The sequence below is a fragment of the Flavobacterium sp. genome, from assembly GCF_044339515.1.
In the GTDB taxonomy this organism is placed as follows: domain Bacteria; phylum Bacteroidota; class Bacteroidia; order Flavobacteriales; family Flavobacteriaceae; genus Flavobacterium.
Genome location: NZ_JBIIVK010000068.1, coordinates 1 through 14,510, shown reverse-complemented (window position 1 = coordinate 14,510; position 14,510 = coordinate 1). Strand labels below are relative to the sequence as shown.

The window sequence follows — 14,510 nt, the reverse complement described above, 5'->3', positions numbered from 1 at the left end:
TATTTACAATTATACCTAAATGAGTTCGTTTACAAGCTTAATAGACGGTATTTTGAAGAAAAATTATTCGACAGGCTAGTGATAGCAAGCATTACAGGGTTATGACTAATAACGGACAATCAAAAAATAGTTTATAAAAATTAAGAAATTAAAAATTATGAATTATAAAAACTATACAATTCTTAATTTATATCGAAATTTAGTGATGTGTATAAAAACAGTTGTTCATCTTTACCTAATTAAAGAGAATAGAATTATTTCCATGGTTTTGATGTGGTAATGTATAGTATATTAATGTGTATTTGAATAGCTTTTTTTTAATAAATTTGAACAATAACCAATAAACTAATTAATTATGAATCCAATTTTAAAAAATATCTTGGCTGTTGTGCTCGGGATTGTTTTAGGAAGTATTGTCAATATGAGTCTAATCTTAATAAGCAGTTCAATCATTCCACCACCCGAAGGAGCAGACATTACTACAACGGAAGGACTCAAAGCATCCATTCATTTGTTTAAACCTGTCAATTTTATTTTTCCTTTCTTAGCTCATGCATTGGGCACACTTGTGGGAGCTTTTGTAGCTGCTAAAATTGCATCGAATCACAAAATGAAATTTGCATACGGCCTAGGATTTTTTTTCCTTTTGGGTGGAATTGCCAATATTTTTATGATTCCGGCTCCCATGTGGTTTAATGGGTTGGATCTAATCGTTGCCTATCTGCCAATGGCTTACTTAGGCGGAAAATTTGCTTTAAAATCTAACTAAAACAACAAATTTACATGAATTCCTTTGAAGAACTTCTTTTCAGTCAAGAGGACTGTTATGTTATTGACAAAAACTTGCATTACAAACATTATGTTCCTATCGATTTATCGGTTAACTCAAAAACGTTAATACATAGAAAATTAGAAACCTCACAGGATTACGAGATTTTTTTGGATGATTATTTAAACCAAAAAGGGGCAAGAGTAGCCTACGGTGGCTATTTAGAAAAAAGAAATCTATACCAAAGAAGTACAATTTTCAATAATTCCAACACAGAACAACGCAATATTCACATCGGTTTAGATTTGTGGACAAAAGCAGAAACTCCTGTTTTAGCTGCTTTAGATGGTGTTATTCACAGCTTTCAAAATAATTCTTCCCATGGCGACTATGGCCCGACAATCATTTTAAAGCATACGTTAAATAATTGTGAATTTTATACGCTATACGGCCATCTTACGTTAGAAAGTATAGCTTTGCTAAAAATTAATCAATCGTTCAAAAAAGGTGATGAAATTGCTCAATTGGGTAAATCCAATGTAAATGGTGATTATGCACCCCATTTACATTTTCAAATCATCAAAGATATTGAAGGATTTCGTGGTGATTACCCAGGTGTATGTAGTGAAAAAGATTTGATTAAGTATAAAAACAATTGCCCTAACCCCACTTTGCTTTTAAAAATTTAAAATGAAAAAAGTTGCTCTTATATGCTGTTTAGCGTTTCTAATAAGCTGTAAATCGGGCAAAACTTCACCTTCTGTAACCAAAGAAGAAAACAAACCTGAATTTATAAAACTTAATCTGAGCGAAGTTGATGCGATAAAAAAAAATCGAGCCTATGAGTTAGGTAAGCGGGTTTTGATGACCTGTAATACCTCATCCTTCAAGCCCTTTACAGCGGAAGAAGCTACAGAAGAAGTTTTGAAAAAAATCAATAAAGAAAAGATTTCGATGACATGCCAAAACATTCTGCGTGTCTTTGGTCAATTTAATGATATGCAATTAGTTGAAGCACTTCGGTTTGATGAAAACCAAACCACCCTTTTCCGTTACAAATGCGATTACGAAAAAAAATACAAAACAAAAGAACTCCAAGTTACAATTAACGACGAAAACAAAATTACTGCCATTACAACAAAAGACTGGAAAGATGCATACCACCCATAATCTTATTTTAAAATTCTACGATTCCTTTAGTAAACTTGACGCCGACACAATGGCTACCTGCTATCATCCCGAGGCTACTTTCAGTGACCCTGCTTTTGGTCCCCTAACTCGAGAACAGGTATGCATGATGTGGAAAATGCTCATCGAAAGAAGCAACGGTAATTTAACTATCGAATTTTCTAACATCAAAGCCACCAAAAAAAGCGGTAAAGCACAATGGATTGCTACGTATAAATTCAGCCAAACAAATCGAAAAGTGAGAAATGTGATTAAAGCAAAATTTAAATTTAAAGACGGACTTATTATCAATCACACGGATTCGTTTAATTTTTGGCTTTGGAGCGGTATGGCATTGGGTTGGAAAGGTTATTTATTGGGATGGACACCTTTTATAAAGCAAAAGGTGAGACAACAAGCTAGTGCTTCTTTAACAAAATACATGGCTAAAAATTAGAAATCTATTGCTTCAGTATCCCAAACCAAAGTAGAATTATAGTGCAGTCTTCCTTTTATAACTTCTAAAGGACAATCAAAATTGTTTGTGTAAAGTCCACCTGTTCCCAATCCTTGTGGTAAAGGATTTTGTAAAGTAAATGTCCATTGAGCAATGGCGTTTAATCCGATATTACTTTCTAAAGCAGAAGTAACCCACCAACCGATTTGAAGTTCTTCCGCTATAGCTATCCACTCTTGTGCTCCTCTAAAGCCACCTATCAAACTAGGTTTTAAAATGATGAACTGTGGCTTGATTTTTTCTAATAATTTTCGCTTTTTTTCTTTTGAAAAGATACCTATCAATTCTTCGTCGAGAGCAATAGGAAAAGGTGTACTTTTACACAACACTGTCATGCTGTCATGTTGGTCTTTTTCGATTGGTTGTTCGATACTATGTAATTTATATTCAGCTAATTGATTTAATTTATCTAAAGCTTCATTTGAATTAAAAGCTCCGTTTGCATCGACACGTATCTCAATTGTATTTTCATCAAAATGTTGACGGATAAACCGTAATAATCCAAGTTCTTTTTCAAAATCTATCGCTCCAATTTTTAATTTTATACAACGAAAACCATGAGCTAATTTTTCTTCAATTTGAGCTTTCATAAACGACTCCTTGCCCATCCAAACCAGACCATTTATTTCCATATCTTTTTGTCCGGAAGTAAATTCTGAAGGAAATAATACAAACGGATTTTTACTTTCCAGCGAAAGAAATGCCGTTTCAAGTCCAAATTGAATAGATGGAAATTCCATTAAATCTTCCCAAAGTTTGTCAATACCTAAATGAATATGTTCACAAACCCATTTCAGTTTTTCTTCATAATCCGGTCGATCGTCAATGCTTAGTGTTCGCAAAATGCCGCACTCACCTATCCCTCGTTTACCCGCTTTTTCTAGGAGGATAAACCAAGTTTCTTTTTGGGTTAAAATGCCTCTCGAAGTACCGGAAGGTCTTTTAAAATCTAATATGTATTTCTGATAAGTAGCTTTCAAGAATTACAATTCTATAAATCCGCCAATTTCTAACAACATTAAGTCTTTCCCGCTGTTAAAGAATTTTTTAATGGCTTCGTCGTGGTTGATTTCGATATAACCAAATGTATCGTAGTGAACGCCTAAAACCTTGTCACATTCAACAAATTCCGCTGCAGTAATGGCATCTTCCACATCCATTGTAAAATTATTTCCAATGGGGAAAATCGCCAAATCTAATTTCGTACGAAGCGGAATCAACTTCATATCCATGGTCAATGCAGTATCTCCTGAAATATAAATGTTTTTGTGTTCGCTTTCAATCACAAATCCACCGGGATTGCCACCATACGTTCCATCAGGAAATGAACTGGAATGAATCGCGTTTACATACTTCACTTTCCCAAAATCAAACTGCCAACTTCCACCGTGATTCATTGGATGGCTTTGAAAGCCTTTGTTACCGTAATAAGTTGCATTTTCCCAGTTGGAAACAATGACTGCGTTGGTTCGTTTCGCAATGGCTTCTGCATCCAAAATATGGTCTTGATGGGCATGTGTCAACAAAATAAAATCAGCTTGCAATGAATGAATATCAATGTGAGCTGCCTTCGGATTTCCCGAAATAAAGGGATCTACTAAAATGTGCATTCCGCTCACCTCTATGCCAAGTGAAGCATGACCGTAAAATGTAATTTTCATAGCTGTATTTTTTTGAATTAAACAATAATATCTGAGATAAAATAAATCAAACACAACGATAATAATAGGGAAACCATAAAGGTACTTATAGCCAATCGTTTTAACTCCGGGTCTAAGTCTGCCGGATTTTGTGTTCTGCTTACGCGAAGTAAATGACTTGTAATCGGGAGAAAAACAATTAGATAAATGTATTGATCAATGGCAAACTGTTGCAAAATTCCAAATACTAATAACAAAATCATTGCTGTAATCAGCAAAAAATAATGGTATTGCTTGGCTTTTTCTCCGCCTATCTTCACAACAATCGTATTTTTTCCGGCTTTTTTATCCGATACTTCATCCCGCATGTTGTTCAAATTTAAAACGCCTACGCTCAAAAATCCGATGGCGACTGCGGGTAACAATAAATACCAATCTATTACTTTTGAAAACATAAAATAGGAACCATAGGTACTCACTAATCCGAAGAAAACGAAGACAAAAATATCACCGTATCCTTTGTAACCGTAAGCACTTTTTCCAACAGTATAGCGAATTGCAGAGGCAATTGCAATAATTCCTAACAATAAAAAAAAGATGGAATAATAAAGGTATTCTAGACCAAAGGCAGTGTAAATTAATGAAACGGCCGACAAAAAGGTTAGAAAAGCAGTAATAACAATCGCTCGTTTCATAGCAGCAGGTGAAATCACTCCACTTTGCAAAGCACGTTTCGGACCAATTCGGTCGTCGTTATCGGTTCCTTTCACACCATCACCGTAATCATTGGCAAAATTCGATAATACCTGCAAACCAATGGTTGTTAACATCAATAAACCAAAAATCTTCCAGCTAAATACTTGTGTTGGCGTCAGCACATTTTCTGTAGGTTTAGATAATGCGTAAAAACTTCCCACTAAAATTCCTGATACCGAAAGAGGTAGCGTTCTAACCCGAGCGGCTTCAATCCAATGCTTCATTTTTCTTTATTTTTATGCAAAAGTAAGCTAATTTTAACGATTTACATCCAATTTCGATTGCTTCGTTCTACTTCATACAACCAATAATTGATCCACGGCTTCAAAGCGGAATAATTAGCAAATTTAAACGATAAATCGCCGGCTGCGGTGTGAAAAGTCAAATGCACCACATCGGAACGTTTGTGCCAAAAATATTGCTTGGTAGTAATCCCTTGAATTTTAAACGGTTCTATCAATTGATGTTGCACATCCCACGCATTACTTTTTAATGTGATAAAATCAAGACTAAGCAGTAATCGGTAATTTTTAAATTGAAAAAAGACAACAATACCCACCAAAAAAATATAAGCAGTCATAAAAGGAAAATAAAGTTGCAAGGTTTCAAAAACAAACAAACCGAGTCCGGTAAACAATGCACACGGTACAATTATCCCTAAAAAAATGGCTTTTATTAAATACCTGTAATTAGGTTCTAAAACCTCCTTCGTGGTCGGTATTTTATCTAAAATCATATGCAAAATTGCTTCTTTTTCTATGGGATTACACCCAGGCACTTCGATATCATTACTGCTTTTTCCCTCTGTTTCCGCTTCATCGGTAGAAGAGGCTTGCTTAAGTCGTAAATCAAACAAAGTAAGCTTTCGCTGAAAAAAATTCTGACTAAAAGTGGTAATCTGAACTTTTGACGGCCTAAGCAATGTATTCTTTTTAGCAAACAATCCATGTGTGATGGCTAATGCTTTACGTTGAATAACCATTTGATAATCATAATATTTAACCACCGTTCGAATCAAATTGATTAAAAGTACCAACGTTAGAACACCAATAAGAAAGAACGAAAGCGAAAAATAACTTAAACCTTGGTCTACCAAACCGTTTACTTCTTCTTCATCTACTTCAAATGAATTTACTACATCTTGAAAACCGCCATAGAGCGAACCTATAAAACCAATTAACAACGCAATACTTCTGCCATAGTTTGACGTAATTCCAACTTTTAAAAGAGTGATAAAACTAATCTTTAAAAACGGTTTTTCAGGCTCAAAAGTGGTTTTTTCTTCTAGTTTTTCTTCCGAGCTTTTTTCAAATGAGAGTAATTTGTTTTTCAAATGTAACGCTACTTCATTGTCAACCGCACGAATACTGGCTTCTTTTTTGTTACTTCCGGCTGTATCGATATCCACACTAAACACACCAACAAATTTTTGCACAACCGATTGATTGATATTCACTTGTTGAATTTTATCCAACTGAATAGTGATTTTATTTTTTGTAACCACTCCCTTTTGAATCACAAATTCCTGTTTAACTTCATCCAAAAAGTAAGTAAAATTGATGTATTTTAAATAGGCAATCACCCCGATTATAATCAGCAAAACTAAGAACCCAAAAATCAGGAAATACATCTTGCTCCAATCAAACCTGTAGATAATCAATAAAAGTGGAGCCCAGAATCCGCGAATAAGGCCTTGCAGCGTATCGGCGAACATGATGGCAATGCCTTTGATAGACTGCCGTTGGGGTTTACTAAAATCGTAGAGCATGTTATTGATTTTGATTTTCGTCAGCTACTTCAGATTCGGGTGTTTCTTTTGGAGTTTCAACCTCAGCCAACTCTTCTTGAAAAATTGGTTGTTCAATTACAGTTGGCTCACTATCCAAGACTTCAATTTTATTCAATAAAAAGGACTTAATCTGTTCCGCTTCTTCTTTCGGCAAACCCGGAATATGTAGGTCGCTACTGCTCCCACCGGCTGTATACACCTGCAATTCGCTCAGCTGATACATTCGGGAAAAAACCCCTTCGTGCATAGCCACATGCTGAATTCGGTTAAACGGAATAACCGTGGTAGTGGTTGATAAAATACCTTTGCGAAACAAAACATCCTTTTCTCGGAGTGCGTAGCCTTTTTTTCTGAAACTTACTGTTGAAAGCCAAAATAAAAGAGCAATTGTACCCATCAAAAGAACTATCCAAATAATCACGTTTTCACGAACATATTCATTAAAAAGGATAAATAAAGTGAGCCCTACAGCCAATACTACCGAAAAAATAGCATTGCTGAGGTACACCACATTTAAATAGTTTTTATTTAACGGCTGAAAAGGAACCGATTCAAATTTAGGCAAGGCATCAAACGAAACCGTTGAATTAGTAAATTCTTCCAAAGCTTTATTTATTAGATGATTATGGAATCCATTTTTTATCAAAGTTGGGCTTTCTTTTTTCCAAAAAGGCATTTCTACCCTCTTTTGCTTCATCAGTCATATATGCCAAACGGGTGGCTTCTCCGGCAAATACTTGCTGACCAACCATACCGTCGTCGGTTAAATTCATAGCGAATTTCAACATTTTAATTGACGTGGGTGATTTAGCTAAAATCTCCTGAGCCCATTCATAGGCAGTTGCTTCTAATTCGTCGTGCGGAATAACAGCATTCACCATCCCCATTTCGAATGCTTCTTGTGCGGAATAGTTTCTACCTAAAAAGAAAATTTCTCGAGCTTTTTTCTGTCCGACCATCTTAGCTAAATAAGCTGAGCCATAGCCACCATCAAAACTCGTTACATCGGCATCGGTTTGTTTAAAAATAGCGTGTTCTTTACTTGCCAGCGTTAAATCGCAAACCACATGCAAACTGTGTCCGCCCCCAACAGCCCATCCTGGAACTACGGCAATCACGGCCTTCGGCATAAATCGAATCAATCGTTGTACTTCTAAAATGTTTAAACGGTGCATCCCATCATCGCCCACGTAACCTTGATGACCACGAGCACGTTGGTCGCCGCCACTACAAAAGGAATAAACACCATCTTTTGGCGAAGGTCCTTCAGCAGAAAGTAATACTACCCCGATCGACGTATCCTCTTGTGCATCATAAAATGCTTGATACAATTCGGCTGTAGTTTTGGGTCGGAATGCATTGCGTACTTCCGGCCTGTTAAAGGCTATTCGGGCAACGCCGTTGCACTTTTTATAGGTGATATCTTCAAATTCTTTTGCGGTTTGCCAATTTATTTCTGCCATAATCATTTGATTTTAGCGTAAAAATAGTATTTTTAACTTTTGAAAAGAAGAAATTTAGTAGTGAAAAATCATAACTTACTGTTAAATGATTTACAATAAAGATTTTATATTTTCAAAAAAAACAATAAAGTGACTATATTTGAAAAAGTTAATGGTTTTACCAATAAAAAGTTAATAGATATAAAACAAGTAAAACGCAATCAATAACGCTAATTAAAATATGAAAAAGTTTATTCTCTTGGTGCTTTTCTTTATCACCTATGCATCTGTTTTGGGTCAGACTGAAAATCCATCTGTTTTTGTAATGAATTTAACAGAAGATGCCTTGGAAAGCAAAACTATCGTTAAAAAAGACGAAATAGCGATTGAAAAAATAAATTACATGACCGAACAAAATGGTTTAGTAATTTTAGCTTACGAATCCATCTATCCGCTAGACTATATTAAAACTTTAGACAAAGATGGGTTGGCAAATTTGCTTAAATTGGTTAATCAAGAAGGTTTTGATAAATTAAATGGCTTGATGGGAGCCTCTCCGGAAAACCCCTCAGAAAAAAACATCAAGTTTAAAAATGCATCTGAAACCATACAAATTTCAGGAAAAATAAACGGATTAAACTTAGAGTCCACAACACTAAGAAGTCAGAATAATTTTTTACAAATTATCTTTATTGGTGAGATAAAATCTAAAGATGCTCAAGATTTTATGTCGCAATTAGAGATTATTGTTGTTGAGTAAGATGAAAAAAATCTTGCTTACCTTTGTTCTGCTCTTCACTTTAGTAGGCTTATCACAAAGTTACGAGTTTCAAACCATCAAAGAAATTGAATGCACTCCCGTTATTTCACAGGGCGTAACGGGAACTTGTTGGTCGTTTTCAACCACCTCTTTTTTGGAAGCAGAAATCATTCGGCTTACCGGAAGAAAGATTGATTTATCTGAGATTTATAACGTGCGGAATACCTATCCCAAAAAAGCTGAAAATTATGTCATGCGTCAGGGAAAAGCACAGTTTAGTGAAGGTGGTTTAGCTCACGACGTCATTAACAGCGTTCGAGAATATGGTTTGGTGCCTAATTCAGTGTACACGGGATTAAACGGCGAAGAAGAAAAACACAATCATGCCGAACTGCAAGCTCTTTTGGAGGGAATGCTGAAAGTAATTGTAGAAAATCCCGGCAAAAAGTTGTCTCCTAAATGGAAAGTAGCTGTACAGTCCGTTTTGGATGTTTACTTAGGGAAAAATCCGAGCGAGTTTACTTTTGAAGGAAAGACATACACGCCCGCTTCTTTCTTAGCCTTTACCAAAATCAATCCGGACAGTTATGTTTCTTTAACTTCCTTCACAAACCAACCGTTTTATAAATCCTTTATCATCAATATTCCCGATAACTTTTCAAACGGAAGTTTCTATAATTTGCCGTTGGAAGAATTGGTTCAAAACATTGATAACGCGTTAGACAAAGGTTTTACCTTGTCCTTGGATTGTGACGTAAGCGAACCCTATTTCTCAGGAAAATATGGTATTGCCGCTGTTCCGGCAAATGATGCCGATAGCAAAACCATTCTTACTGAAATTAAACCCGAAAAAACAATCACACCCGAATATCGTCAACAGGAATTTGAAAATCTAACCACCCAAGACGATCATCTTATGCACATTGTAGGCAAAGTGAAAGACCAAAAAGGAAACTTCTACTACAAAGTAAAAAACTCATGGGGAACCGAAAACATGGGGAACGAAGGTTATATTTACATGAGCGTGGCTTATGTAAAACTAAAAGCCATTTCGATTTTAGTACACAAAGATGGTTTGTTGACAAACACCAAAAAAATGCTGAGCTTGTAATATGGATACAATAGTATTCAAATCTTCCGTTCATCCGTTATCCAAGTTAATCATGATTGGATTACCCATTGGTTTGATTATTTTACCCATTTTAATTTTGAATGACGGCGAAGCGGTAACCGCTGATTTTATTGCCTGTACAATCATGTTGGTTACTGCCGTTTTATCAATATGGGTTTTGGCAGATACAAAATATGTTATCCAAAATAACGCGATTTTAATCTATAACTCCGGACCAATAAAAGGAAAAATTGACATTCAGAGCATCCGTAAAATTGAACATCAAAAAGGATGGATTTCCAAAAGCATATTAAAACCTTCATTGGACATAAACGGATTGTATATCTATTACAATAAATTTGACGACATCTACTTTTCCCCGAAAGACAAAGAAGCATTTGTTAATTACCTGTTGAAAATTAATCCTAAAATTGAAATAATTTAGATAATTTTAAGTTTAAAAAGTTTAGTTTTGTTATTTCCAACAAACTGAATACCCGATTTTCGCATGTCTAAACATTCAATTGCAGTTGCAATTTTCATTATACTTTTCACTTTTTCCTGTCAGAAAAAAGAGGAAGCCCCCTTGTTAGCTCATCATCTTCCTGAAAAAGAGGAAGAAGTAACACCAATTGATTCTTCCTTAATCACCATTCCGTTTTCGTTGGCTTTACATCCTGTATCGGAGGACTATGCTTTTGAAAAATCCAGAGCGGTCTCCGAATTTTACGGCAAGAAAATTGGATTGTCCGATTTTAGCGGTGGTTTATTGGTCGCCAAAAACGGTAAAATCATTTTTGAAGATTATAAAGGCTATGCCAATTATGCTAAGAAAACAGCGGTTTCAAAATCAAGCCCTTTGCATTTGGCATCCGTGAGTAAAGTCATGACCGCCACATTGGTACTCAAATTAGTGCAAGAAAACAAAATCGATTTGAACGAGAAGGTACAAACTTACCTCCCCGACTTTCCTTATCAAAACACCACGGTTAAAACACTCTTGAATCACCGCAGTGGATTGCCGCACTATTCCCGCTTCAGCGAAAGTGTCAAAGGATGGAACTCACGTAAAATACTCACCAATGCGGATGTGTTGGATTATTTAAAACGGTACAAGTTTGCGTTGTTGTCTAAAAATGATACCCATTTTAATTACTGCAACACCAATTATGCTATCCTAGCTCTCGTTATTGAGCAAGTAACCGGCATGACCTATGCCGAAGCCATGCAAGAACAAATCTTCAAACCGCTGGGCATGAACGATTCTTTTGTCTTTGATTTTGTCAACCAAAAAAACGAAGTCAGTCAATCGTACAAAACCAATTATGTCAACCACGGTTGGGACCAGTACGATGCCATTTACGGCGATAAGAACATTTATTCTACTCCACGTGATTTGGTAAAGTTTGATTTAGCGACCTATTCCACCGAATTTCTTAGAAAAGATTTATGGGAAGAAGCCCTCAAAGGCTACAGCTATGAAAAACGAGGGGTAAAAAACTACGGATTAGGCATACGCCTTCGTGAGTGGGAAACCGGTCAAACCTTGCATTACCACAACGGTTGGTGGCATGGCAATACATCATCGTACACTACTTTGAAAAACGATACCATCGTTATTATTGCGTTATCCAACAAATACACACGCAAAACCTATCAAGCGATGAAGTTGTCTGCTCTTTTTGGCGACTATCCGTTTGAGTTGGACGAGAAGGAGTAGTTTTCAGTCTTCAGTCTTCAGTCTTCAGTTTTCATCCAATCTTGTCATTGCAAAGCAATCTCTTTTCTGTGCTTTCCGTGTTTTCTGTGAGAAAAAAAATTAAAATTTCTCGCAAAGACGCAAAAACGCAAAGTTTAACCCTTAACCTTTTAAATTTTTAAACCCTTAAACTCTTAAACTTTTAAACTCTTAAACTTTTAAACTCTTAAACTTTTAAACTCTTAAACTTTTAAACTCTTAAACTTTTAAACCCTTAAACTTTTAAACTTTTAAACTCTTAAACTTTTAAACCCTTAAACTTTTAAACTCTTAAACTTTTAAACTCTTAAACTTTTAAACTCTTAAACTTTTAAACTCTTAAACTTTTAAACTCTTAAACTTTTAAACTCTTAAACTTTTAAACCCTTAAACTTTTAAACTCTTAAACTTTTAAACCTTATTCAAATAAATCCCATCTTCCCTAATCTCAATCAACTTCTGACGGTACAATGTCCCAATCGCTTTTTTAAATGTTTTTTTACTCATTTTGAGCACCGTTTTGATGTCTTCCGGGTGACTGTTGTCGGTCAAACGAAGGAAACCACGGCTGGACTTCAGTTCATCCAAAACGATTTGAGCGTTTTCTTCAATACTTTCAAAACCTACTTTATGGAGCGAAACATCAATTTTACCATCGGGGCGAACGAGTTTTACAAAGCCTTTTGTTTTGTCACCCGGACGAATTTTGTCGTCATACACTTCGTTTTTATAGACGAGTCCGCGAAAGCGACCGTTTATGATTACATTAATTCCAATTTCGGTGATGTGAGAAATGATTAAATGTACTTCTTGACCGCTTTCCAAACCCGAAGGTTCTTTGTCCAGAAACTGATTAATCTTACTTGACCCCACCAATCGGTTGGTTTTGTCATCCAGAAACAAATGCACCAAATAGCGTTTGCCTTGCTCCATTGGGCGGGCTTGCTCTTTAAACGGCACAAACAAATCTTTCTCTAAACCCCAATCTAAAAAAGCACCAAACTGATTGGTATAATTCACCCGCAAAAATGCATAATCACCCAACGTTATATACGGTTTAAGCGTAGTAGCCACAGGGCGTTCCTCATGATCCAAATACACAAAAACAGTAAGCTCCTGCCCGATTTCAAACTCGGCCGGTACATATTTTAACGGAAGCAAGACATCATCTTTTCCGTCGGTTAAAAAGAGCCCCACTTGGGTACTTCGGGCAATTTTAAGGGTATGGTGAACGCCAAGGGTAAGCATAGGAATAATTTTGGGCAAAGGTAGGGAAAATGTGGTAATGTGCCAATGAGTCAAAGTACTTTCTCCGTTCAAGTAATAGTGATGAATCTATTACTTATTGCAAATGGAACACGGATGATGTGGATTTAAAAAACTTGGATGGATTATTTTCGATTCGCTTTGCGAAAATGGACGAGGAAGGATTGAATTATGCTTAATTTGGAATGCTCATCTCTTCCTCGCTCCTTTTTAACTTAGTACCTTAGAGCCTTAGCACCTTTTAAACGTTTAAAACAACAAACTTTTGACGGCATTTGACAGGATTTGACAGGATTTGACCACGTTTGAGTCACTTTGACGATTTTCTTGACTTTTACTGGGGTTTTGTTCGGTATTTTTTCGGTACTTGTTCGAACGGGCTTCGGAAAAAGGGGGTGTTTTCCGAACAAATGTGAAATTAATATTGAAGGAAACCCAACTAAAACCCAAAAAACCAACCTAAACCCGATCATAATTTAAAAGGCTTTTAAGGTGACTTATTGCCTCTTTTGGCACACTTTTTAGACCGGCTTGTATTTGTTTTGGGGTAAAAAATTTATTGCCTTTTTGTAGGTAGTTTACGGTTCTTTTTCTATTTTTGGGTTTCCATCACACAAATACTACATTTTTTTAACGGAAGAATAATTTCTTTTTCAAGGAATGGGGTATTTTTTGTAAAAAAGTTACATAAATATGAATATATTTAATAGTTATAAGCCATTTTTGAACCAAACACAACTAAAAATAAATTTTACAATATGAAAAAAATTTTTATGGTACTTATTTGTTTACTTCCATTTATTGGGTTTTCTCAATTTAAAATAAAATTCAAAGAAATGGAGAAAGTAGAAAATCCAAATTTCAATAATTATGATAAATTAGTATTTGAGGCAACTTCATTTGTTTTTTCTAATCCTATGAACCCAAAATCAGAAGAATTTTTTTATGCTGTTAAAATTGCTCAATTTTGGATGAATAAGGACACCGAATTTGGTATGCCAATCTTTGGAGAATTTTACAATAAACTAACTAAAGAAAATAATCAGCAGTTTTTCTACACTTTGGCAATGATGCATTATAATCTTGTTCAAAAAATTGAAAAAAATCGTGTAATTAAGTTTGTGAAAGTTGAAGGCGTAAAATTTTCAGATTTACCTGAAGTAAGAGAAGTGCAATACGAAGGAGCTAAAATTCTTCTTGATTATGCAAAACAAAAAGAAAATAATTTTATATTAAATAACGATATGCAAATATATATTGATGCAAATGAAAATGGAAAACTTCAAGAATTAATGTTTAGATAAAACGGCTTATAACATCAGTAACTGTTGCACAACCCTTTCAAAAAACTATCCCGAAGCTTCGGGATCAAAAAAATCATAAAAAACAACCTCATTTAATCACTTTTAATCGAGGTTTAATTTTGGCTTAAAGATGTTGTTGTTTAAAAAAAGAAGGCTTAAAAACGTTCGTTTTAACTTCAAAAAAGTGACTTTTAAAGAAGTGTTTACCTTTCCTTGATTGATTGATACAACTTGGGCTTGGCTTTTTGGTT

Annotated in this window: 16 protein-coding genes and 1 pseudogene; 10 read left to right on the top strand and 7 right to left on the bottom strand. The window is 35.2% G+C overall.

Going from position 1 to position 14,510, the window contains the following annotated elements; all coding sequences use genetic code 11:
* The 5 genes and pseudogenes from ACIQ0M_RS14105 to ACIQ0M_RS14085 form a co-directional block, all read left to right on the top strand.
* Positions 1 to 105, top strand: a pseudogene (locus tag ACIQ0M_RS14105) (IS1595 family transposase); the annotation flags it as partial.
* A gap of 250 nt (positions 106 to 355) precedes the next feature.
* Complete coding sequence (locus ACIQ0M_RS14100; RefSeq protein WP_396153346.1) at positions 356 to 769, top strand: hypothetical protein; 414 nt, start codon at positions 356 to 358, stop codon at positions 767 to 769.
* A gap of 14 nt (positions 770 to 783) precedes the next feature.
* Positions 784 to 1,458, top strand: a complete 675-nt coding sequence (locus ACIQ0M_RS14095) for a peptidoglycan DD-metalloendopeptidase family protein (protein ID WP_396153344.1) — start codon at positions 784 to 786, stop codon at positions 1,456 to 1,458.
* A 1-nt stretch (position 1,459) separates the two neighbouring features.
* Positions 1,460 to 1,939, top strand: a complete 480-nt coding sequence (locus ACIQ0M_RS14090) for a hypothetical protein (RefSeq protein ID WP_396153342.1) — start codon at positions 1,460 to 1,462, stop codon at positions 1,937 to 1,939.
* On the top strand, positions 1,923 to 2,393 hold the full coding sequence (locus ACIQ0M_RS14085; protein WP_396153340.1) for a nuclear transport factor 2 family protein: 471 nt from the start codon (positions 1,923 to 1,925) through the stop codon (positions 2,391 to 2,393). Before ACIQ0M_RS14090 ends, ACIQ0M_RS14085 begins: the two co-directional genes overlap by 17 nt.
* Here ACIQ0M_RS14085 and ACIQ0M_RS14080 read toward each other — a convergent pair.
* The 6 genes from ACIQ0M_RS14080 to ACIQ0M_RS14055 are packed head-to-tail and all read right to left on the bottom strand — an operon-like array spanning position 2,390 to position 8,101.
* Complete coding sequence (locus ACIQ0M_RS14080; RefSeq protein ID WP_396153338.1) at positions 2,390 to 3,433, bottom strand: o-succinylbenzoate synthase; 1,044 nt, start codon at positions 3,431 to 3,433, stop codon at positions 2,390 to 2,392. The two genes, ACIQ0M_RS14085 and ACIQ0M_RS14080, sit on opposite strands and share 4 nt — an antisense overlap.
* Positions 3,434 to 3,436: 3 nt before the next feature.
* Positions 3,437 to 4,114, bottom strand: a complete 678-nt coding sequence (locus tag ACIQ0M_RS14075; RefSeq protein ID WP_396153336.1) for a metal-dependent hydrolase — start codon at positions 4,112 to 4,114, stop codon at positions 3,437 to 3,439.
* Positions 4,115 to 4,131: 17 nt separating this feature from the next.
* Complete coding sequence (menA, locus tag ACIQ0M_RS14070) at positions 4,132 to 5,073, bottom strand: 1,4-dihydroxy-2-naphthoate octaprenyltransferase (protein WP_396153334.1); 942 nt, start codon at positions 5,071 to 5,073, stop codon at positions 4,132 to 4,134.
* A 41-nt stretch (positions 5,074 to 5,114) separates the two neighbouring features.
* Positions 5,115 to 6,617: a PH domain-containing protein gene (locus ACIQ0M_RS14065; RefSeq protein WP_396153332.1), complete on the bottom strand. Its 1,503-nt coding sequence runs from the start codon at positions 6,615 to 6,617 to the stop codon at positions 5,115 to 5,117.
* Position 6,618: 1 nt separating this feature from the next.
* Positions 6,619 to 7,242 carry a PH domain-containing protein gene (locus ACIQ0M_RS14060; protein ID WP_396153330.1) on the bottom strand — a complete coding sequence of 208 codons (624 nt, stop codon included), beginning with the start codon at positions 7,240 to 7,242 and terminating at the stop codon, positions 6,619 to 6,621.
* A gap of 19 nt (positions 7,243 to 7,261) precedes the next feature.
* Complete coding sequence (locus tag ACIQ0M_RS14055; RefSeq protein WP_396153328.1) at positions 7,262 to 8,101, bottom strand: 1,4-dihydroxy-2-naphthoyl-CoA synthase; 840 nt, start codon at positions 8,099 to 8,101, stop codon at positions 7,262 to 7,264.
* Positions 8,102 to 8,321: 220 nt separating this feature from the next.
* Between ACIQ0M_RS14055 and ACIQ0M_RS14050 the strand changes: the two genes are divergently transcribed.
* The 4 genes from ACIQ0M_RS14050 to ACIQ0M_RS14035 all read left to right on the top strand — a co-directional run bounded on the left by ACIQ0M_RS14050 (position 8,322) and on the right by ACIQ0M_RS14035 (position 11,671).
* Positions 8,322 to 8,840 (top strand): hypothetical protein, encoded by a 519-nt coding sequence (locus ACIQ0M_RS14050; RefSeq protein ID WP_396153325.1) that lies wholly within the window; start codon positions 8,322 to 8,324, stop codon positions 8,838 to 8,840.
* Position 8,841: 1 nt separating this feature from the next.
* Positions 8,842 to 9,951: a C1 family peptidase gene (locus tag ACIQ0M_RS14045; protein ID WP_396153323.1), complete on the top strand. Its 1,110-nt coding sequence runs from the start codon at positions 8,842 to 8,844 to the stop codon at positions 9,949 to 9,951.
* Between the two features lies 1 nt (position 9,952).
* Positions 9,953 to 10,396: a PH domain-containing protein gene (locus ACIQ0M_RS14040; RefSeq protein WP_396153321.1), complete on the top strand. Its 444-nt coding sequence runs from the start codon at positions 9,953 to 9,955 to the stop codon at positions 10,394 to 10,396.
* 63 nt (positions 10,397 to 10,459) lie between these two features.
* On the top strand, positions 10,460 to 11,671 hold the full coding sequence (locus ACIQ0M_RS14035; protein WP_396153319.1) for a serine hydrolase domain-containing protein: 1,212 nt from the start codon (positions 10,460 to 10,462) through the stop codon (positions 11,669 to 11,671).
* 429 nt (positions 11,672 to 12,100) lie between these two features.
* On the opposite strand, the gene ACIQ0M_RS14030 is transcribed toward ACIQ0M_RS14035, so the two are convergent.
* Positions 12,101 to 12,937 carry a S1 RNA-binding domain-containing protein gene (locus ACIQ0M_RS14030; RefSeq protein ID WP_396153317.1) on the bottom strand — a complete coding sequence of 279 codons (837 nt, stop codon included), beginning with the start codon at positions 12,935 to 12,937 and terminating at the stop codon, positions 12,101 to 12,103.
* Between the two features lie 776 nt (positions 12,938 to 13,713).
* Between ACIQ0M_RS14030 and ACIQ0M_RS14025 the strand changes: the two genes are divergently transcribed.
* Entirely contained in the window at positions 13,714 to 14,259 is a 546-nt protein-coding gene (locus tag ACIQ0M_RS14025) for a hypothetical protein (protein WP_396153315.1), read from the top strand.
* The last annotated feature ends 251 nt before the right edge of the window (positions 14,260 to 14,510 follow it).

What these genes read in the sequence shown, in the direction of transcription:
- ACIQ0M_RS14100 (WP_396153346.1), top strand. Translation starts at nt 356, where the DNA reads ATGAATCCAATTTTAAAAAATATCTTGGCTGTTGTGCTCGGGATTGTT.
- ACIQ0M_RS14095 (WP_396153344.1), top strand. Translation starts at nt 784, where the DNA reads ATGAATTCCTTTGAAGAACTTCTTTTCAGTCAAGAGGACTGTTATGTT.
- ACIQ0M_RS14090 (WP_396153342.1), top strand. Translation starts at nt 1,460, where the DNA reads ATGAAAAAAGTTGCTCTTATATGCTGTTTAGCGTTTCTAATAAGCTGT.
- ACIQ0M_RS14085 (WP_396153340.1), top strand. Translation starts at nt 1,923, where the DNA reads ATGCATACCACCCATAATCTTATTTTAAAATTCTACGATTCCTTTAGT.
- ACIQ0M_RS14075 (WP_396153336.1), bottom strand. Translation starts at nt 4,114, where the DNA reads ATGAAAATTACATTTTACGGTCATGCTTCACTTGGCATAGAGGTGAGC.
- menA (WP_396153334.1), bottom strand. Translation starts at nt 5,073, where the DNA reads ATGAAGCATTGGATTGAAGCCGCTCGGGTTAGAACGCTACCTCTTTCG.
- ACIQ0M_RS14065 (WP_396153332.1), bottom strand. Translation starts at nt 6,617, where the DNA reads ATGCTCTACGATTTTAGTAAACCCCAACGGCAGTCTATCAAAGGCATT.
- ACIQ0M_RS14055 (WP_396153328.1), bottom strand. Translation starts at nt 8,101, where the DNA reads ATGGCAGAAATAAATTGGCAAACCGCAAAAGAATTTGAAGATATCACC.
- ACIQ0M_RS14050 (WP_396153325.1), top strand. Translation starts at nt 8,322, where the DNA reads ATGAAAAAGTTTATTCTCTTGGTGCTTTTCTTTATCACCTATGCATCT.
- ACIQ0M_RS14045 (WP_396153323.1), top strand. Translation starts at nt 8,842, where the DNA reads ATGAAAAAAATCTTGCTTACCTTTGTTCTGCTCTTCACTTTAGTAGGC.
- ACIQ0M_RS14040 (WP_396153321.1), top strand. Translation starts at nt 9,953, where the DNA reads ATGGATACAATAGTATTCAAATCTTCCGTTCATCCGTTATCCAAGTTA.
- ACIQ0M_RS14035 (WP_396153319.1), top strand. Translation starts at nt 10,460, where the DNA reads ATGTCTAAACATTCAATTGCAGTTGCAATTTTCATTATACTTTTCACT.
- ACIQ0M_RS14030 (WP_396153317.1), bottom strand. Translation starts at nt 12,937, where the DNA reads ATGCTTACCCTTGGCGTTCACCATACCCTTAAAATTGCCCGAAGTACC.
- ACIQ0M_RS14025 (WP_396153315.1), top strand. Translation starts at nt 13,714, where the DNA reads ATGAAAAAAATTTTTATGGTACTTATTTGTTTACTTCCATTTATTGGG.